Origin of the sequence: Actinopolymorpha sp. B9G3, from assembly GCF_040120725.1 — a bacterium.
Classification (GTDB): domain Bacteria; phylum Actinomycetota; class Actinomycetes; order Propionibacteriales; family Actinopolymorphaceae; genus Thermasporomyces.
Genome location: NZ_JBEEAB010000027.1, coordinates 46269 through 65624, shown reverse-complemented (window position 1 = coordinate 65624; position 19356 = coordinate 46269). Strand labels below are relative to the sequence as shown.

Genomic DNA, 19356 nt, shown 5'->3' with positions numbered 1-19356 from the left:
TGGCCGAGCTCCTCACCGATCAACGGCCGCTGCCGTCGGTGGCCGCTTACGACGACCCACTCGGGAAGGCCAGCTCGTGAGCACACGCCGAGGCGTCACCGAACAAGCCGCCGTCGCCGCGATCGGCTCCGACACCCGGGTTCTGCGGCTGCCCACCATCCGCGAACGGTTCGGCGAGGTCGCCGCCGCGGCCGAACGCGAACAGCTGTCCTATCTGGGCTTCCTTGCCGAACTGGTGATGGCCGAGCGCGAGGACCGAGCCACCCGCCGCATCCACGCCGCCGGCTTCCCACGCAACAAGCGGATCGAGGACTTCTCCTTCGACCCGAACCCCTCGATCAGCCCAGCACTCATCCACCAGCTCGCAACCTGCGCCTGGGTCAAAGCCGGCCAGCCGCTCTGCCTCATCGGTTGGCCCGCGTCGTCGACCGGGTCAACGAGCACCCCGTTTCACCTATTATGTGGAAAATACTGTAAAATGGTACTCATGGGGCGGTGATCATCGGTGAACTCGAAGCGCGGCGTGCTGTATGTCCTCTCTAACCCACATATGCCGGGCCTCGTAAAGATTGGACGGACCACCAGGGATCCGTTGAAACGTGCGAGGGAGATTTCACGCGGAACTGGCGTGCCGGCAGATTTTGAGGTGATGTTCGATGTCATCGTATCAGATATTGAAGCAGCTGAAAGGGAGACACACCTAGCTTTGCAGAGTGTCCGCGTCTCGAAGTCCAGAGAGTTCTTTCGGATAGCTGTCCGCGATGCCATTAAATTCGTTCAGGACACCGCGACAAGATTTCCCGTGCATGGAGCCGACGCCAATAATATCGAGCTGCTTCCAATGCTTGAGGAACGAATGCGCAGGTGGCTTCGCCGCGAGATCGTTTCTGTAGTGTTTGCACAATTCTCTGACCTATGCGTCCTCAAAGTGACGACCCAACCAAGCGTGGCAAACGACGACGGCTACCAGGCGATTCACGATCTCCGGGTCCTAGGTGATCACGAAGCCGACAGGGATCTGTTCGATCCTCGCGATTCACTGGAGATCAACGTCGTGAAGTTTTTGGACCTAGATGCCTACTCGATGGAAATGGTTGGCTTAGGTCTCCTGAATACGGAGGCGTCAGAATACGTATGTTCCCTTATTGAGGACGAGATTGATTCTCCACCTCTACGCCCCTCATGGAGGGCCGCCAGCATTCGCTATGAAATGTGGGGATCAGCGGTCATGGACAATTCAGAAACTCTCGCAAGACTAAGGGAGACATTCGAAACTGGTTGATCACCGACAAGGTCAGCGATGCTACCGACCGTGTGAGCCCGCCTCCAGTCGCCGGCGAGAATACCCGGCATCGGAACGCGACGGCGAGGACCTTGATCCCGAGATCGGACCGATCGACTTTCGGCGTGTCCATCTGCCGCCTTGGTCACAGCACGTTGGGCGCCTTCATTCTGCTGGCCGACTACCTCTCGCTCAGCTCTCACCAGCGTCAACCACCTCGTAGCCATTAACTGTAAGCGGCGTAGCACCCGCCCCTCTAGGAGTAGACCTCCACCTCCCACCTGATCGTCTCCCAGATGCCCGCGCTCGCAACATTCGACGAAGTGGTGCCGGCCAGCCCGGCAGTAGCTGCCTGACACACGAACTGTGTGACCGCACTGAGCGTCGGCCGCACGTGTCCGCGCGTGAGAGCCGTCTCCCGTGCCTCTGCAAAGGTGATACCGCCCTCCTTTGGAGAGACGTGCGATAGGACGTCGCGACGTTCGACGAATCCGACAAAGTGGTCGTGCAGCTGTCACCAGATTCCTTCGGGAAGGTAGTGCCTGGCCTCCGCGAATAGCACATTGATCGACTTCTCCTTGGCCGCCTCGGTCTGGCCGCAGTGCTTCGCAGATCCCAGTCCCCCTCCAGATGGTCGAGGTGCCAAGCATCACTCGCCACGGCTTGGCCCGGACGGCGCCGAGATGCTCGGCGTGCTCCACGAGCCCCTCGTAGGCGTGCCGGATTTGCACATCTCTGGGAAGGCAGGCAGGGACGACGGGCACCGCGATGTTCAACTCCCCGATCACCATCCCCAATATCCAGCTCGTGCCTGTAGCCCGCATCGCGGGCGGCAGCGTCGCTGGATTGAGATCGCCTGGCAGGACAAGCCTGGAGGCGGCTCAGGTCCGCCGCCCGTCCGCGGCGGTTGCTATCGGCAGAGTAGACCTCGCCCTGCCCGGTCCGTCTCACATCGTAGAGAATCCGGCTGATGGCATCGGCGATGTCCAGCCGGTGTCCGCTCCGTCGGGATCTCGTGGACGTACACGGGGCCGCCGGTACCTTCGTTGCCAGCCCACCCCACCTCTTACAGGGCAGGCCGGATGAGCCCTTCTAACGTGCAAGGCTTCCCGCCGGCCGAGCTCCGTGTCGATGGGACACGTGTCGTAGAGGGCTGGCGCCGTTGATGATGCACGTGGATTATGAGGCCGGCCGCCGGGCAGGTCGGAATTCCAGATTTGGGATTTGCTGCCGGCCGTCGCGCGTCAGGACCAAGACGCAACCTCACAGCTCGCGGGCTAGCCTGGCGAACTCGGCGAACTCTCTCTTCGTCATCGGCTTCGGCACGATCTGGAACATCCCGTCGACCACCTGCACGGTGACCGTGCCCTTCCGGAACCGCCTGTCGGCCAGGAAACGGGCCAGCGCGACATCCTCGGCCTGCCGGCGGGACCACTCGGTCGGGCCGTGTTTGACGACCGCCAGGCAGATGACGCCGACCACGAACGCGAGCGTGGCGATCAGCAACCACACCGACGACCCGGTGACCAGGGCGAGCACGAACACGCCGCAGCCGACCTGGAACGGCAGCCACCGGCCCCGGCTCCGGCTCCTCCGGTCGGCCTTGGTCATCGGCGCGATCACGCGCGGGTCGTAGACCAGCTTGACCAACTGGCCCTTGCCGTTGGCGGTGGTCACCGTGACGTGCCGCAACGCCCACTCGGTCGCCAGCTCGATCAGGCTCTTGTCGACGATGCCGCACCACGGGCACTCGCCCCGCGCGGCCATCGCGTCCAGGTGCGCCGCCGGGTGCTCTCACAACTGCGCGGCGAACTCCGGCCCCAGGTCTGCCGGTTCGTGACTCATCTTCGGTCTCCTTGCTTCCCTTGCCGGGGTTGTTGAAGTTGCAGTTCGTACGTTGCCAGTGGACCTTCGCCACTTCCGGGAACCTGAAAGGTCTTGCAGGACGGGGCGTTCGTGTTTCTCCTCGGACACACGGCGAGGCGTGGAGGGGACACGTGTCCCTTGAGCCGCCGATCAGCAGGCCCCCCAAAGGCCGACATCGTTGGCCTGCGCCTTCGCTTCTGCGGCGACGAGCCGATCCCGATGGGCGTACACCCGGTCGTACAGGTACTCCACGGCGAAACCCTCACGGACCATCACCTCGGAGAACAACCTGCCGTCGGCGAGCCACACGTGCCCCAACACCCGGCCGTGCCGGTCGACCTGATCCTGCGACGGGTCCACCTCCAGTCGGACGACCTCACCATCAAGGAGCTCCCGCGCCCGGGCTGACGCCTCCCGGCCGTAGCACTCGGCGCCGCCGTACACCTCAGGCGTGTCCAGGCCGATGATCCGGACCGTCGTGTCGACACCAGCAACGAGGACGTGGACCGTGTCACCGTCGACCACCCGGACCACCGCACCGTCGCGGGTCGGGGCAGGCTCCAGCAGCACGTCCAGTTCGTCGTTGTCACCGTCCAGCGCGTCCTCGAACGGGTTCTCACCCGGATCCTCGGGCGGCGGGGCTGGGAGCGTGGGCGACGGTGCACGTACCTCGGTACGCGCAGGCGCCGCAGCCTTCTCCTCCTCGCCCCCGCCGCACTGGCCAACGGCCCCTACGACCAGGCCCAGACCCAGCACAGCCGACAGCACCGGCCCCCGCGCCCGCATCAGTGCCCCATCGGGTCGTCAACGCCGTACACGCGGATCGCGTCGAACATCTCCGGCCGGTCCTCGTCGTACGGCTGGACCACGGCGTACACCTCGACGTTCGTACAATCACCGCCGGCCTTCGCCGCTCGCTGCTGCGCCCATTCGACGACCTCGACGACGCTGTCCGAGATGAGGCTGAACTGCTCCTCCAACACGTCGTAGTCGGGGTTGCCGCCCCACACGTGCAGCACGACGTAGTAGCGGGTCGCCTGCGGCATCGGGTCCAGCTCCACGGACGGCGCATCCTCATCAACCGTGATCATGGCGACGCTCCGTTGCCCGCAAGCTGCGCCCGGATCAGGTGCCAGGCGTCCAGGTACTGCCCCACCTCATCGATGTCGCGGAGCATCACCTTCGGCCCCCAGCTACTGGTCGCGGTGATCACCGGGAGCACCACGCCGACCGGGAGCACGTACAGCGCCGGTGCCGTGCGCCCGCCCTCGCCGTTCTTCCGCTGCCGGCTGTACCCCCGGTTCAACGCGACGTGGACAACAAAATCGCAGTCGGTGCTCTTCAGCGGGAAGCCACGGCTGTAGTCCGTGGCCCACCGGCTCTTCACCTGCACCCGACACGACGTGCCGCGCTCAGGATCTACCGCCATCAAGTCATAGCCCGGGAACCGCGTGTACGCCTTGAACGCCTGGATCCCTTCGATCAGGAGCGACGCCAGGACCAGGAACTCTGCGCCCTCCGCTTCGAGGCTGTTGTTACGCCGTTTCTTCGTGGCCGCTACCTCAGTCATCGTTTCTGTCTCCCCGTTCATCTGCCTGGTCCTTCCTTGCCTTGGAATGGTTGGTGTCGCAGTACGAACGGTTGCAGTGCCGGGTCCCCACGTCCGGGAAACCGGGGAGATGCTGGCGGGAAAGCGTGCTGCTGTCTTCTGGGGCACGCTGACGGACAGCGAGCCCCGGGGAGGTGCGAAGCGGCGGTGAGTATCTGACCGTAGGACCGCTCGTCAATGGAGTCGTGCTGGTGTTACAGCGTGTGTCCGAGGAGAAGTCCGGTCAAGAACCGGGTTCACTTGGACTTCGTGGTGGACGACCTCGCGGAGGCTGTGGCTCAGATCATCGAGGTAGGAGGCGTACAGTTGCCGACGCGCTTTACGGTGGAAGGCGCCACGATGGCAGATCCCGACGGGAACGAATTCTGCTTGACGCCCGCGAAACGCACTACCGGATGCCGTTCGGAGGGCGCGTGACGGGCACGGTGGTCCCGAAGGACTGACAGCGTGGAAATGGATACGGGTCACGCTCGGCCGAGCGTCTCACGCTCAGGAGAACGCTCCGTACGTGCCCATGAGTGACCTCTCGAAGCCGCGTTGAATAGCACGCAGATCGCACGCTGGCCCCGGCCACCGTGGCCGGGGCGCCCGCCAAGAAGAAGGTCGTTGCGGGATCTTGGCCCCAGTGGAAGCATCGTTGATCCGAGCCGCTTGATCTATCCGGTTGGAGGCAGATGAGCGTGAGTGACATCGAGAGGTACCTCTTCGACGTCAACGGCTTCATCGTCGTCCGCGACGTGCTCAATACCGAGATGCTAGAGCGCCTTAACGCGGTCTTGGACCAGCAAGGGCTCGATGACCTCGATGAGCAGGCCAGGGACACCAAGCTCAATTGGCTGCCTGACCTCGGCGGGCCGTTCCTCGACCTCATCGACCACCCAAGGATCCTTCCGTACCTGGTCGAGTTCGTTGACGAGCGAGTCCGCCTGGACCACTCCTACGGTCGACACATGGTGACTGGATCGCCTGGCCTTGACCTGCACGGCTTCCCCGACGATCGTCCGCGCAACTGTGCTTGGTACCACGTCCGCAACGGATGTATCTCAGCCGGGCTGACCGTAGTGAGCTTCGCCCTCACCGACGTGTCCGCAGGAGACGGCGGCTTCGTGTGTGTTCCAGGCAGCCACAAGGCGAACTTCCCGAGCCCTTTCCTCGATACTCCTGCGGACCGGAAGCAGCCCTGGCTGACCCACGTCGAACTCCGGGCGGGTGATGCGGTGATCTTCACCGAGGCTCTGACACATGGTGCGCTGGCCTGGGAGGGCCCTGGCGTCCGACGGGCACTCTTCTACAAGTACGCGCCTGGCCAGTGGGCGTGGCTGTCCCACGAGTGGACATCGGAGGAGCTTGAGCCGTTGACCCCCAGACAGCGCGCCATCGTCGGCCCGCCTGGTGTCATCTACTCCCACAACCTCAAGGAGAGAGAGCCGATAGATATCGGGACGGCTGAGGCATCCGCCGGGGTCTAACCCCGCCTTGCAAAGGAACCTCGCTGTCTCACGCTGCGCCGAGCGTGGATCGGGGGCGCGTCACAGTCGGCTCGTTGTGACCGTCGTTGACGCCTGTGGACCGTGATCGGCCCTGGCTTGGGGCACGCGAGGGCACGTCAAGCTCAGATCCAAGTCTCACGAGAAACAGGACACAACGGTGTCCGGGTCTGCCGGTACCTTCACGTGCGAGTTCGGGCCCCTACGCACGGCGGACGGAGATCGAGGATGAGTAGTTCCGGTCCAATGGACGATAAGGAGTATCTGCACCGTTGGTTGCGCATGATGCGTGACGTGATGTTGTGGAAGCTCGAGGGACTCAGTGACGCTGACGTTCGTCGTCCGATGACTCGCTCGGGCACGAACCTGCTGGGCCTGGTCAAGCACATCACGCACGGCGAAATCAGGAACCTGGGCGAGGCCTTCGGCAGGCCAGCCACGGACGTGCGGCTGCCGTGGTGGGATGCGGAGAACGTCCAGAAGACTCATGAGACCAGTGGTGACATGTATGCCGCGCCTGGCGAGTCCACGGAGTACATCGTCGACCTCTACCGGCGGGCCTGCGCTCATGCCGATCAGACGATCGCCGAGCTGGACCTCGACGACATCGGAACGATCCCCGACGGGGAGACGCTCACTCTCCGGCAAGCACTCGTGCACACGATCCACGAGACCAGTCGTCACGCCGGGCACGCTGACATCGTGCGCGAACTCATCGACGGGTCGATCGGCGGCGCAAGGGACAACCCCTTCGTTCCTGATCCGGACGATGACGCCTATTGGCAGGATTACCTCGCACGCGTCACAGCATCGGCAGAAGCCGCTGAGCAGACTTCGGAACGCCCATAGCAACAACTACCGCGCAGCGCGCCGGGCGTTGCGGTGATACGCGTCCTGTCGAAGCCCCTCCCGCCGCTCCTCCGAGAGCGGGCCAAGTCGAGCCTTCACCCGGTTGTACGTTGCGCGCTCGGACTCATACAAGGCGGCGGCACAGTCGCCATAGGCGCGCACCTTTGCGTCAAGAATCCGGCCTTCGCGGACGCTCCGACGCTGCCAATGCGCGGCCTACCAGCCCCCGAGCAGCGTCGACGCAAACCCATGGCGGCGACTAGAACAGTTGCATCCATAGCTCCAGCTCCAGGTTCTTGCGACCGGCTCACACCTCGACGAACCGGTCACTCCCGCAATCGCGATGCCTGGTATCGGACACTTCCAATGGCCCGCGCCTCGCCCCCGCCGAACTGGGCTGCACCGCGCGGCATGTCCGGCACCTGCCAGGATTCAACTCTTGCACAGCCGTTGCGTGTGCGCAATACTTGATCCGCACACGCACCACCACGCGGGTCACACTCAGATGCGCGACCGCGAGACCCGGGCTGCGCGGCAGCCTCGGCGACCGGGACAGAAGCCTGTGCGCTCAGCTTGCCCATTGCCGATGGCCAACCGCCGGGTTGTTTGGTACCAAAGGTAGCAAATCGACCACAAAGCGTCCTGGGCAGGCGAGGGATGGGTTCAGAAGCGCTAGGCAGGGTCTCGGCCGAGGAAACGACCTGGCCAGGAGGAGGTCCGACAAATCGGGTGACAACGTCATGCAACGGATATCTCGGACCCAGGACCTCCGCGTTCGGGTCATCATAGGCAAAGCAGGCCGAGGAGTCGGGTGGTCCAGTGTCATCGCGATTTGGACATTTCGCATCGGACGGGTGACAGGAACAGATCGAGGGAATGAGGCGACGTGGCAACATATTGGGAGGGGCTCGACGGCGCGTTGGCGCAGGCCGTCGACGAGCAGAGTCGGACCGCGCTCGAGACGTATCGCAACGAGCCTCGGCGGATGGGCCAGGACGCGAACATCGAGCGATCGATCGCCGAAGGGGCGTACGCAAAGCGCCAGCTGTTCGAGCTGGTTCAGAACGCGGCCGACGCGATGGAGGTGGACTCCTCCGGCGGACGGTGCGAGGTTGTTCTCACGAAGGACACCCTCTACGTCGCGAACTCGGGGGAGCCGTTCACCGCCAACGGCGTCATCGCCCTCATGGGCACCCACGACTCGATCAAGCGCGACGACAAGATCGGCCGCTTCGGTCTCGGTTTCAAGTCCCTACTCGCTGTCACCGACTCCCCGCGCGTGCTCAGCCGCTCCGGCTCCTTCGTCTTCGACCGGAAGGCATCCGAGCAGGTCCTAGGTGGGTTGGTGCCGGGCTTGCACCACTACCCGGTCATGCGCTGGGCGCGGGCGCTTGACCCGACCGACGAGAGTCGTGACGACACGATCCTCACGGCCCTCATGAAGTGGGCCACGACGGTCGTCGTCGCGCCGCTCAAGGGCAACCGGCACATCCTCGCGGGGAGCCTGGCCGGATTCCCGGCCGAGTTCCTCCTCTTCTCCCAGCACGTCGAACGGCTAAGGCTCGAGGACCGCGAGTCGGGCACCGCCCGAGCCATCACCCTGTCCCGCGACGAGTCGGGGGCCTTCGTCCTCAACGATGCGAACCGCCGATCCGTCTGGGTGGTCAGGTCGCAGCGGCACCACCCGAGCAAGGACGCTCTAAAGGACGGTGGGTACGCCGCGGCCCGTGAGAGCGTCGAGATCTCCTGGGCCGCCCCGCTGGAGGGTACGCTCAAGGGGGTTGGGACGTTCTGGGCGTACTTCCCCACGACGTCCGGAACCACACTCTCCGGTATCGTCAATGCGCCGTGGAAGCTGGCGGACGACCGCGAGTCACTCCTTCCCGGTGCCTTCAACGACGAGCTTCTGACCGGCGTGCTGCCCAAGCTCGTTGGGGACGCGCTCACGAGCATCTACAGGGTGGACAAGCCCACCGCCGTTCTCGACGTACTGCCTGCGCGGGGCAAAGAGGCACGCAACCACGCTGACGACATCCTCAACGAGCCCGTGATGCGGGCCGTGAGCGAGAGGCAGTGCATCCCGATCCTCGGTGGCGGGTTGCGTCACCCCACTCGCGTGCGGCTCCATCCCGACGGGCTCACGGTCGACGAGCTAAGGCTGTGGGCCTCGGCGTGCACCGACCCGGACGCTTGGACGAGCCATACCGTCCTGAGTGCGGAGCACCGTTCGAAGGTCGTCCGTCTCCTGGGCTACCACAAGAGGGACGCGGTGACGCTGCGCCAGTGGGTAGAGCACCTAGTCAAGGAGCCGACCGTTGAGGGATCCGCGGCAGCAGTCCGCCTGGTCGCATCGCTGATCGGCCGCATCGCTGATCGGGATCAGGTGGAACAGCTGAAGAAGGCCCGCGTGCTCCTTCTCGAGGACGGATCGGTCGACGCGTGCCGGCGCGGGCAGGTCTTCCTGCCTGGACCGACTCCTCAGCCGGGCCGCCTCATCATCGACCCAATCGTCGCTGCCGACGGCAGGGTCGTCTCGGCCCTCAAGGCTCTTGGGATCGAGATCTTCGACAACGCCGGGGAGCTTCGCAGCGAGCTGACCGACGGCCAAGTTCGCTGGGACCGGGTGTGGGCATCAGCTCGGAAGAATGCGATCGAGCAGTCCGAGGCCATCTTCCGAGACGTATTCGGAGATCGGCTCCTCGAGAAGTTGCGCGTCCGAACCTACTCGGGAAAGTGGAAGGGGCCCGGGGACGTCTTCCTTGCGGGGGAGATCATCCCTGCGGACGGATCCCGGGACGGCGACTTTCTCGTGGACCCCCGATTCCATCAGCAGGACATCGAGCTCCTGCATCGACTAGGCCTGGTCTCGGCGCCCCGCAGGCTCGCCTCGCCACCAATGGAGGCGTGGCGGGAGGCCCGACGGGATGCCGTCCGGGAGCGGTACAGAAAGAAGTCTGGTCAGCCGCGGCTCGCCGACTCTGCGATCGACATCGACGAGGGTCGCACGATCTGGCCACTCGACGTCCTCCCCCGCTTGTCGGATGCGTCGCGGACCGCCCTGACCGCGTCCGTCATGCGCCAGCTGCTCGGCGACGAGCGGTGGAGGATCACTCGGATCGGTGGTGCCGCCCAGCAGATGTTCGTCACCGACATGACGTGGTACCACCTGCGCGACCACGGACGTCTCCGGACCCAGATCGGGATCCAGCCCGTGTCGCGTTGTCTGAGGTGGAACGCGGAAGGGGTCGAGATCGACGGAGTCGAGCAGCCTCTTCCCTACGTCCAGCCGACGGTGAGCGAGGAGCAGGCAGTTGCCCTCGGCCTCAAGACCGAGCCCGACGAGCTCAAGTCCGAGGACTGGGCCGCGATCCTCAAGGAGGCCAGGGCCTGGCGGAGCGACCAGCGATTCCTTGTATATGCATGGGCCGCCTACATGGACCAGCCACCACCCGACCGCATCAGGGTGCAGCGAGGCCCCGGCTACATCGAGGTTCCGGCGAACGAGGCGGCTGTCACGTACCGGACCGAGGTATTCGACTCTCTCGCGACCGCCGGTGTCCCGTCTGTCCTCGCGACGTCACAGCACGACTTCGAAGTGCTCAAGGACAACTGGGGAATGCACAACGGCGAGGACATGCTCACCGAGACGATCGACTACGAGCTGGCCGGCGAGGCATACGCACTCATCGACCGATTCCCGCCCTTACGTGCGTCGCTCGCTCTCGAGGATCACGACCTCCTCGTTCAACCCTGCAAGCGACTCGAGGTCCTCACCTCGACCCCAGGCGGACAACAGTCCCGCCCGCTCCCGCAGTACCTCGACGGTCGCAGGATCTTCGTGACGACCGAGGACGAGCGCGAGATCCTTGCCCAGGTCGCCCGGTCGCTCGAGGCGACCTTCAAGCCCGACGTCGTCCTGCGCCGGATGGAGGAACAGCGTCGTAGTCAGCTCCGGCAGGACATAGCCGAGACCCCGGACGTCCTCGACAAGCTGCTGCTCGCGGTCGGCGTGGAAGAGCTCAGGAGTGCGGTACCAACTGCTGCACTTGAGGGGCTGAAGCACGCCACGGCCTTCGAGCTGGAGGACCGGGAGATCGCCAAGCTCGCGCTCGCCGTGGAGGGGTACGGGATCCTCCAGAGTCATGTAGGGAGCCTGACCCGAAATGGCCTCGACCCTCCGTCGATCTGGGCAGGCAAGCGCACTGCACGCGAGTGGGTTCGGGTACTGGGCTTCCCCATCGAGTTCGCCGGCTTCTCCGGGATGCGGCGCGAGGCCGAGATGGAGATCGAGGGGCCGCCCATTCTCGGCAAGCTCCACGAGTACCAGCGCTGCATCGCCGACCGCGTGCGCGGCCTGCTAGACCCCGCCGGCGAGGTGCGTCGAGGCCTCCTCTCGCTGCCCACCGGCGCCGGCAAGACCCGAGTCGCGGTTCAGGCACTGGTCGAGCACATGTCGGAGGCCGAGTCGGACGTTCGCATCCTCTGGCTGGCCGAGACGGACGAGCTGTGCGAGCAGGCGACCCAGACCTGGTCACAAGTCTGGCGGGCTAGGGGAAAGCCTGGAACACCCATGACGCTGAGCCGCCTCTGGGCCAGCAATGAGCCGAACGAGCGGGACGGCCATCAGGTGGTCGTGGCGTCGCTGGCCAAGCTGGACTGGATCATCAACCGCAACAACTGGAAGGATAGCTACGGCTGGCTCGTCGACCCGACGATCATCGTCGTCGACGAGGCACACCGCTCGATCGGCCCGCAGTACACGCGGACCCTGAGTGCAGTGGGTGGCACAAGGCGCGTGGCAGACATGACCACGCCGATCATCGGCCTCACCGCGACGCCGTTCCGGGGATTCAACGCCGCCGAGACGGAACAGCTCGCTAGGCGCTACCACAAGAACCTCCTCGACGACGGGGTGTTCCCAGGCGATGATGTCTACAGGTATCTCCAGCAGTACGGAGTCCTCGCCCGAATCAGGCACCGCGAGCTGCGGGGCGCCGACGTCGAGCTCACCGACGACGAGATCCTCCACGCGACACAGATGCGTCGCCTTCCCGATTCTGTCGAGAACCGACTGGGCCAAGACGACAAGCGGAACAACGAGATCGTCCGGTCCGTGCTCGAGATGGGGGAGGGCGAAACAGCCCTCCTCTTCGCGACCTCGGTGGAGAACGCCAAGGTGCTTGCCGCCCTCTTGACCTACAACGGTGTCGAGGCCCGAGCGGTGGCAGGAATCACCGATGCCCACGCCCGACGCCGGTACGTCGAGGACTTCAAGGCGAAGAGAGTACGTGTCCTCACGAACTACAACGTCTTCACCGAAGGCTTCGACGTTCCCGAAGTCGACGCCGTCTTCATCACGAGGCCGACGTTCAGCCCGAACGTGTACCAACAGATGATCGGTCGTGGACTGCGTGGCCCCCTCAACGGCGGCAAGGACGAGGTGCTCATCGTCAACGTGGCGGACAATCTCACGAACTTCGGCGAGGAGTTCGCCTTCCGCCACTTCGAGCACCTTTGGGGCCGGGGGCGCGGGAGATGACGAAGACCCTGGCCCTCGATCCCGATCAGGAGCGAGCCGCCTCGGCATGTCCGGAGGCCCGTCAGATCGTCATGGCCGGACCTGGTGCCGGGAAGTCCGAGGTAGTCGGGGACCGCTGCCGCCGCCTGCTAGACAAGGACGTGTATCCGGAGGAGATCCTCGTCATCTCCTTCTCGAACGCAGCAGTCGACGTCGTCCGAGCCCGAACGAAGAATGTTGTCGACAAGGGCCGAGGTGTCGACTGTGTGACTATCGACTCACTTGCGGCGCGACTTCAGGCGGACCTGGACGATTCCGACCGCGCCTTCACCGGATACGACGACTCCATCGTCCGCGCCACCCGGCTGCTCGAGGGCGCCAACGAACCCGTGCTCCCGGAGGTGCGGCATGTCATCGTCGACGAGGTGCAGGACGTCGTCGGGGTCCGCGCCCAGTTCGTGCTGACGCTCCTCGGCCACGCCTTCGACGAGGGATTCGGCTTCACACTCCTGGGTGACCCCATGCAGAGCCTTTACGACTTCCAGCTCGACGAGCTGGGTGCGTGGACGTCGGAGACCCTGCTCAAACGCGTGCGCGAGGGCTACGGCGCGGAGACTGTCGTGCTCAAGGGTGAGTACCGGTCGCGGACGCCGGATGCGCGTGCAGTGGCTCTCGCACGGGGGTCCCTCGACAGGTTGGCGCCCTCGGACCAGCTACTCCGCCTGCGGCGCCTCTCTGCCGGAGTTCCCCCCCTCGGCGAACTCGACGAGGACGCCGCCGACGATCTACGCGCCTGGCGGGGGACGACGGCGCTTCTGTGTGACACCAACGCCCGCGCCGGCCTGGTCGGCGCACGCCTCTCGGGCCTCGGAGTACCGGTGGAGTTGGCCGCGACTACGACCTATCCGTCTCTCGCACCGTGGATCGCCGGACTGCTCGCCGATCAGGATTCGCGCGTGGTGGACTTCGACGAGTTCATGGATCTGGCGGAACGCGCACAGCTCGAGGAGGCCGAGGACAAGTGGCGGAACCTGGTTCGAGTGGCGCGATCGCGCAGGGGACTCGACCTCCGGGAGCTCTCATCCGGCCTGCGCTCGCGGAGGTTCCCCGCGTCCCTGTTACGTACCCCAGGAACCCAGACAATCTCATCGACGGTGCACCGTGCCAAGGGACTGGAGTTCGAGAACGTAGTCCTGGTCGATCCCGAGTCGTGGGTCGAGGACGCCGGCGACGTCGGTGTATCCGCGCGTCGACTCTTCGTCGCGATGTCCCGGGCGAGGTCGCGGCTGACGCGAACCCGCGGCATCTCCACCAAGTTCTGGAGGAAGGACGCGCGCGACGGGGTATGGCTCCGCAAGTCTCCGAATGGCCGAGGGACTCTTGGGCTCCTGCTCGAACCGGCGTTCGCCCGGGACCTCGGACCCGCGCCACGCGACCTCTCACGTGCGGTCGGCTCATCGGTTACGTGGTCCCGCACCGATGATCTTGTCACCGCCGACGCGTACGAGGTCCCCTCGTGGGTCGCGGCGGCTGGCGGTCACGTCGTCGCCCGGACCGGTGAGAACTTCGGCGAGCTAATCCGGCGACTGTCCTTCGGAGGGGCAGTACCGCGACTCATTGGCGGCCGCCTCGAGGGACTGGAGACCCTTGTCGGATCTCCTGTGCAGAATGGCCCCGGCCAGCATGGTCTGTGGATCGGGGCAATGGTGAGCGGTCCTCTATCGTTCGAGTGGGAGTCACCGAGATGAACAGGCTTCAGCAGGCTTACGACACGCGCGAGTTCATGCTGCGGCGCCTCTCGGAGGATCTCCTCGGAGGCTCCGCTGACGACGTACTGAGCGAGCTCCCGCTGTCGCGCTTCGTCATGGGTATTCTCTTCCCGGAGGTCGAGGGCGACTCGCCCGCCCAACCCGAATCCGTTGAGGACGACGTCGAGAACGACGTCGAGGTCGAGGCGGGCAATGGGGCTCAGGACACCGTCGTCGACCCCGGTGTGTCAATGTCCCGGGTCCGGTACCCGCGATCGATGGGATTGACCCTCGCCGTCGGCGACGAGACAGGGGCGGGTCTCGAGGTCTCTGTATCGGCGTCGACTTACGAGCAGTCGGATGAGACAAGCTGGCGGGTACGCGAGCTGCCGCCGTGGCGTCGAGTGATCGAAGCTCACCCACCCCGGCTGGAACGTATTGCGGTCGAGGAGGGCCTCCACCTCGTCGTCCACTCACGAGAGGCGCGCGACGGCACCATCGCAATCACACTGACCTTGGTCAACACCCTCACCGCCCTGCATGGTGAGAAAGACGCCTCGTGCTGGTTCCGACCAAGCATCGTCGCCCGCGCCACCGGCACGGCGCTCCGCGAGCGGCCACCGGTTGCGGTTGCTGGCGTCGACGAACTCGAGGTCGCCTCCCAACGAATGCTGTTCCGCGACGTCCGGTCCTTCGCCGTCGGACACGGATGCGCCGTGACGTGGGAGGGGAACACGCCTGACTCTGTCGCGACGACGTTCCTCCCCCGCCACGAGCTGCTGCTCAGCGAAGCTGCGGGCGGCGACGGCCTGGACCTGTCGATGGACGCCCTAGCTGTTGAGGAGTCGTTCGACGTGCTCGAGCGGCTGATTGCCATGTACCGGACCTGGATCGACGAGCTCGAGTCCGCGTCAGCCGTCCGTCCGTCGGACGACGAGACAGAGACCGTGCGGCGCCACGTCGCGGAGGCGCGGGAAGCCGCTGGCCGCATGCAGTCGGGTCTCGAGCTGCTCCGCAACGATGCAGACGTTCGTCGGGCCTTCCAGCTTACGAATCTCGCGATGGCGCAGCAGCGGAGCAGGCAGGAACACCATCGATCGGGTGGCAAGGGGAACCCGACGTCTACCTCCGGGGCGGCCTGGCGTCCCTTCCAGGTCGCGTTCATCCTCATGAACATGCGGGGATTGGTGGATCGTCACCACGCCGACCGTCGTATTGCCGACCTTCTCTGGTTCCCCACAGGCGGAGGCAAGACCGAGGCTTACCTCGGACTCATCGGCATCGCCATCCTGCTTCGAAGGCTGCGCGACCCGGACGCTGCCGGCGTCTCGGTCCTGATGCGCTATACACTTCGCCTGCTCACCCTGCAGCAGTACCAACGCGCAACCGGTCTCATCTGTGCGCTCGAGACGATCCGTACCCAGCACATGCCGCGAACGGCACCCATCTCAGTCGGGCTGTGGGTGGGGCAGGCGTCGACTCCTAACGACGCGGATGCGGCCCGCCGCGCCCTTCAGCGTGCTCGACGGCCCGGCTCGAAGGACGCTGACGGGGACGGCAGCGACCCCGTGCAGCTGCGCCAGTGCCCGTGGTGCGGCCACGCGCTCGACCACCGGAACTACGAGGTCATCGACAAGACCTGGATGCGGGTCGCATGCGGCGAGTCCACCTGCGCCTTCCGAAACGGCCTGCCCGTCCACATCATCGACAGCGATGTCTACACCAACCGACCGTCCCTCGTGATCGGCACGGTCGACAAATTCGCGATGATGCCGTGGAAACGTGAGGTTGGGGCACTCCTCGGAGTGGAGTCCGCAACCCCGGTCAGAGACGCGCGATTCCATCATCCACCACCCGACCTCATCGTGCAGGACGAGCTCCACCTCATCAGTGGCCCGCTGGGAACGATGGTCGGTCTGTACGAGACGGCGGTCGATGCGATCACAGGTGCGGAGGCCCCCGCAAAAGTCGTCGCGTCCACCGCTACCATCCGGCGCGCGCACGATCAGGTCATGGCTGTCTTCGCCAGGGAAGCCCGGCAATTTCCTCCGCCTGGACTCACCCATCGGGACTCGTATTTCGCAGTCGAGGCGCCGCGGGGCTCCAAAGCCAGCCGCGAGTACGTGGGAGCGATGGCGCCCGGAGCGAGCCAGACGACTCTCATGGTCCGCGTCTATGCCTCGTTGCTGCAGTCCGCAGCCATGGTGCCAGCGCCGGACCCGTCTGCCGACCTCTATTGGACCCTGCTCGGGTACTTCAACAGCCTGCGGGTCCTCGGCGGTGCCTACATACAGGTCCTGGACGACGTCCCGGACCAGATGAAGGTCATCGCGCGTCGCCGCGAGGAACAGATGAGGGATCCGAGGGCGATCCGCGAGATGACCTCCCGTAAGCGCTCCTCTGAGATCCCGGAGGAGCTCCGGATCCTGGAACGTCGGCGCGGTGAGACCGATGCGGCGGACGTGGTTCTAGCCACGAACATGATCTCGGTCGGTGTCGATGTAGACCGCCTGGGACTCATGGTGGTCATGGGCCAGCCCCAGATGAGTTCGGAGTACATCCAGGCGACCTCACGAGTCGGTCGCCGAATGCCAGGGCTCGTGGTCACGGTATACAACTCTGGCCGGAGTCGGGACCTGTCGCATTATGAGAACTTCGCCGCCTACCACCGGATGCTGTACCGCCACGTCGAGGCCACGGGGGCCACTCCCTTCGCACCGCGGGCACGTGACCGAGCCCTCCATGCGATCCTTGTCTCCCTGGCCCGACACCGCGTCGCCGCCGCCGGTCCGAGTCGCGCCGCCGCGGATGCCGCTAACTGGCTCGACGATCTCGAGGCGCTCGTCGCCGTCATCCTCGCCCGTGCCAAGGCCGTTCGGGCCCACGAGGGGGAGTGTCCGGACGACGAGTCCGACCAGACGATCCGCAGCGAGCTATTGGACCTCATCGACAATTGGGCCGAATCGCGCGTGTCTCACTACGAGGGGTGGTTCAACCGCCAGCGGGGTGCGCTACTTGTCGAGGCGTCACGCGTGCTCGGGCGAGAGGAACGAGAAATCGACTTTCCCCCGGCGGATCCACCTTGGCCGACGCTCACGAGCATGCGTGACGTCGATGCAGAGTCCAGTGTCTTCTTGGTTCGACGGAGGAGGAGGCGTCGTGATGGCTGAGATCGTCGCCAACGTAAGGCGTACAAGCCTCGTGTCGACTTTCGGAGTCGGTTCCCTCCTACCGGCGCAGGACGACAGCGTCATGCTGTGCGGGCTCGACGACTGGCACGAGGGCGACCTCATCACGGAGCCCAGGCTGGCAAGGAGTCTAGGCGTAAGGGAGTTCCGTAGCCCGCCGACGTGGCGCAAGAGCAACGGCGATGTGCCGGCCGTCCGCTTTCCCGAGTGGGCGTTCTGCACGGACTGCCGACGGCTGGGTCCCTTCTGGGAGATCTCCGACCGCGAGACCAAGATGTGTGCCAGGTGCAATGCTGCGACGTCTCCGTCACGATTCGTGTCCTGCTGCATGAACGGCCACATCGAGGACTTCCCTTACCGCGCATGGGTCCATAAGGACGCCGGCGTCGGCCACGACGGACACGGCCTCAATTTGGTCGCCCGCGGTCACACGTCCGCTCTGTCGGACCTCATCGTCGAATGCGAGTGCGGACTCGGACGTTCCATGCTGGGCGCCTTTGACTCCGGAGCGTTGCGCGGTTTGAAGAGGTGCTCCGGCTCCCGGCCCTGGCTCACGAGCCCAGATCCGCAATGCGACCAAGAGCTGCGGACGCTCCAGCGTGGTTCCTCGAACGTCTGGTTTGCTGTTGTGCGGTCTGCGATCTCGATCCCTTCCGTGCCCAACATCGCCGACGCCTTCATCGAGACGCGGATGCCGGATGCGAATCCAAACGCTTCGGCAGAAGAGATCGCCCGCGGCTTCAGGCCCCCGGACGGTTGCACGACGGAGGACTTGATCCGCGCCATTGAGCGGTGGAGGAACCCCGCTGTTACGACCGCCGCCCCCTCGGATCGAGAACTGCGCACTGAGGAGTACACCGCCCTCGTCCGTGGTCGAGGTGCCGTCGACGCACACGACCAGTTTCTGTGCGTCAAAGTCGACCTCGTCGATAGCGGGATACCGGAACTTATCGCCCAGGTATCACGGGTGAGCAGACTCCGAGAAGTGAGAGCCCTAGCGGGCTTCACGCGGGTGGTTCCGTCGACGGGTGACAACGACGACGTTGTGGTGGCACCACTTGTCGATTCAGGAAAGCCCAGCTGGCTACCGGCGGTGGAGGTCCTCGGAGAGGGCATCTTCCTACGGTTGAACGAAACCATCTTCAACCGATGGGCGGCGAGCGACTTCGCACGCTCTCGATCTAGGGCGTTGTTGCGATCACAGGCACAGCTGGGACGAAGCACGTTGACTGCCGCACTTGACGTGTCACCGCGTGTCTTGGCCCTGCACTCCTTAGCGCATGTCCTGGTGGACGAGATGTCCCTTACCTGCGGCTACCCGGCGGCGTCGCTGCGCGAGCGCATCTACGACGAGCCTGAGCAGGCAGGGATTCTCATCTACACAGCAACTGCGGACGGGGCAGGCAGCCTGGGTGGGCTAGCCGGACTGAGCGACAAGGACCGGTTCCGGCAGACTCTCGCCAACGGCATCCGCCGCGCGCGCTGGTGCACCGCGGATCCGGTGTGCATCGAGTCCACCGGGTCCGGGGTGAACGGGATGAACGTTGCGGCTTGCCACGCTTGCCTGTTGCTGCCCGAGACAAGCTGTGAGCGCTTCAATCTGACACTCGATCGTGCCACGCTCGTGGGACTCCCAGGCAGCCTTGGCACGGCGGGCCTCTTTGGCGATCTTTATCGGTAGTTCCCAGGCCCGCAGCCGATCGGCTCGCCGATGCCATGCCTGGTTTGGACATCCGCTCCGTGCGCTGCTGGGCGCTTGACCCGCGAGGCAATCGTCAAACTGGCCGGAGCAGTGGGCGAGATCGACCT

At 65.1% G+C, this 19356-nt stretch carries 13 protein-coding genes; 9 read left to right on the top strand and 4 right to left on the bottom strand.

Translation table 11 applies throughout. The annotated features are described in order from the left end of the window. Window positions 1-76 precede the first annotated feature (76 nt). Window positions 77-499 (top strand): ATP-binding protein, encoded by a 423-nt coding sequence (locus ABNF93_RS30350; protein ID WP_349331666.1) that lies wholly within the window; start codon window positions 77-79, stop codon window positions 497-499. Window positions 500-505: 6 nt separating this feature from the next. After that, window positions 506-1282, top strand: coding sequence for a GIY-YIG nuclease family protein (locus ABNF93_RS30345; RefSeq protein ID WP_349331665.1), 777 nt, complete (start codon window positions 506-508; stop codon window positions 1280-1282). Between the two features lie 1263 nt (window positions 1283-2545). Here ABNF93_RS30345 and ABNF93_RS30340 read toward each other — a convergent pair. From ABNF93_RS30340 to ABNF93_RS30325, 4 genes are all read right to left on the bottom strand, one after another. Further along, window positions 2546-3049, bottom strand: coding sequence for a hypothetical protein (locus tag ABNF93_RS30340; RefSeq protein WP_349331664.1), 504 nt, complete (start codon window positions 3047-3049; stop codon window positions 2546-2548). 249 nt (window positions 3050-3298) lie between these two features. Continuing rightward, window positions 3299-3934, bottom strand: a complete 636-nt coding sequence (locus tag ABNF93_RS30335) for a thermonuclease family protein (RefSeq protein ID WP_349331663.1) — start codon at window positions 3932-3934, stop codon at window positions 3299-3301. Continuing rightward, on the bottom strand, window positions 3934-4239 hold the full coding sequence (locus tag ABNF93_RS30330) for a hypothetical protein (protein ID WP_349331662.1): 306 nt from the start codon (window positions 4237-4239) through the stop codon (window positions 3934-3936). Before ABNF93_RS30330 ends, ABNF93_RS30335 begins: the two co-directional genes overlap by 1 nt. After that, on the bottom strand, window positions 4236-4718 hold the full coding sequence (locus ABNF93_RS30325; protein WP_349331661.1) for a hypothetical protein: 483 nt from the start codon (window positions 4716-4718) through the stop codon (window positions 4236-4238). Before ABNF93_RS30325 ends, ABNF93_RS30330 begins: the two co-directional genes overlap by 4 nt. A gap of 216 nt (window positions 4719-4934) precedes the next feature. Between ABNF93_RS30325 and ABNF93_RS35080 the strand changes: the two genes are divergently transcribed. The 7 genes from ABNF93_RS35080 to drmB all read left to right on the top strand — a co-directional run bounded on the left by ABNF93_RS35080 (window position 4935) and on the right by drmB (window position 19228). Continuing rightward, on the top strand, window positions 4935-5174 hold the full coding sequence (locus ABNF93_RS35080) for a VOC family protein (RefSeq protein WP_502877653.1): 240 nt from the start codon (window positions 4935-4937) through the stop codon (window positions 5172-5174). 263 nt (window positions 5175-5437) lie between these two features. Then, window positions 5438-6226: a phytanoyl-CoA dioxygenase family protein gene (locus tag ABNF93_RS30320; protein WP_349331660.1), complete on the top strand. Its 789-nt coding sequence runs from the start codon at window positions 5438-5440 to the stop codon at window positions 6224-6226. 264 nt (window positions 6227-6490) lie between these two features. Beyond that, the gene (locus ABNF93_RS30315; RefSeq protein WP_349331659.1) at window positions 6491-7093 is read left to right on the top strand and encodes a DinB family protein; all 603 of its coding nucleotides are present in this window, start codon (window positions 6491-6493) and stop codon (window positions 7091-7093) included. An 886-nt stretch (window positions 7094-7979) separates the two neighbouring features. Beyond that, window positions 7980-12632 (top strand): sacsin N-terminal ATP-binding-like domain-containing protein, encoded by a 4653-nt coding sequence (locus ABNF93_RS30310; RefSeq protein WP_349331658.1) that lies wholly within the window; start codon window positions 7980-7982, stop codon window positions 12630-12632. Further along, on the top strand, window positions 12629-14359 hold the full coding sequence (locus ABNF93_RS30305; RefSeq protein WP_349331657.1) for a UvrD-helicase domain-containing protein: 1731 nt from the start codon (window positions 12629-12631) through the stop codon (window positions 14357-14359). Before ABNF93_RS30310 ends, ABNF93_RS30305 begins: the two co-directional genes overlap by 4 nt. Next, window positions 14356-17529: a helicase-related protein gene (locus tag ABNF93_RS30300; RefSeq protein WP_349331656.1), complete on the top strand. Its 3174-nt coding sequence runs from the start codon at window positions 14356-14358 to the stop codon at window positions 17527-17529. The genes ABNF93_RS30305 and ABNF93_RS30300 overlap by 4 nt, the downstream gene beginning before the upstream one ends. Next, entirely contained in the window at window positions 17522-19228 is a 1707-nt protein-coding gene (drmB, locus tag ABNF93_RS30295; RefSeq protein WP_349331655.1) for a DrmB family protein, read from the top strand. Before ABNF93_RS30300 ends, drmB begins: the two co-directional genes overlap by 8 nt. The last annotated feature ends 128 nt before the right edge of the window (window positions 19229-19356 follow it).

Excerpts from the sequence above, each read along its gene's own strand:
- ABNF93_RS30305 (WP_349331657.1), top strand. The coding sequence starts at position 12,629 with ATGACGAAGACCCTGGCCCTCGATCCCGATCAGGAGCGAGCCGCCTCG.
- ABNF93_RS30340 (WP_349331664.1), bottom strand. The coding sequence starts at position 3,049 with ATGGCCGCGCGGGGCGAGTGCCCGTGGTGCGGCATCGTCGACAAGAGC.
- ABNF93_RS30330 (WP_349331662.1), bottom strand. The coding sequence starts at position 4,239 with ATGATCACGGTTGATGAGGATGCGCCGTCCGTGGAGCTGGACCCGATG.
- ABNF93_RS30300 (WP_349331656.1), top strand. The coding sequence starts at position 14,356 with ATGAACAGGCTTCAGCAGGCTTACGACACGCGCGAGTTCATGCTGCGG.
- ABNF93_RS30325 (WP_349331661.1), bottom strand. The coding sequence starts at position 4,718 with ATGACTGAGGTAGCGGCCACGAAGAAACGGCGTAACAACAGCCTCGAA.
- ABNF93_RS35080 (WP_502877653.1), top strand. The coding sequence starts at position 4,935 with ATGGAGTCGTGCTGGTGTTACAGCGTGTGTCCGAGGAGAAGTCCGGTC.
- drmB (WP_349331655.1), top strand. The coding sequence starts at position 17,522 with ATGGCTGAGATCGTCGCCAACGTAAGGCGTACAAGCCTCGTGTCGACT.
- ABNF93_RS30335 (WP_349331663.1), bottom strand. The coding sequence starts at position 3,934 with ATGCGGGCGCGGGGGCCGGTGCTGTCGGCTGTGCTGGGTCTGGGCCTG.
- ABNF93_RS30315 (WP_349331659.1), top strand. The coding sequence starts at position 6,491 with ATGGACGATAAGGAGTATCTGCACCGTTGGTTGCGCATGATGCGTGAC.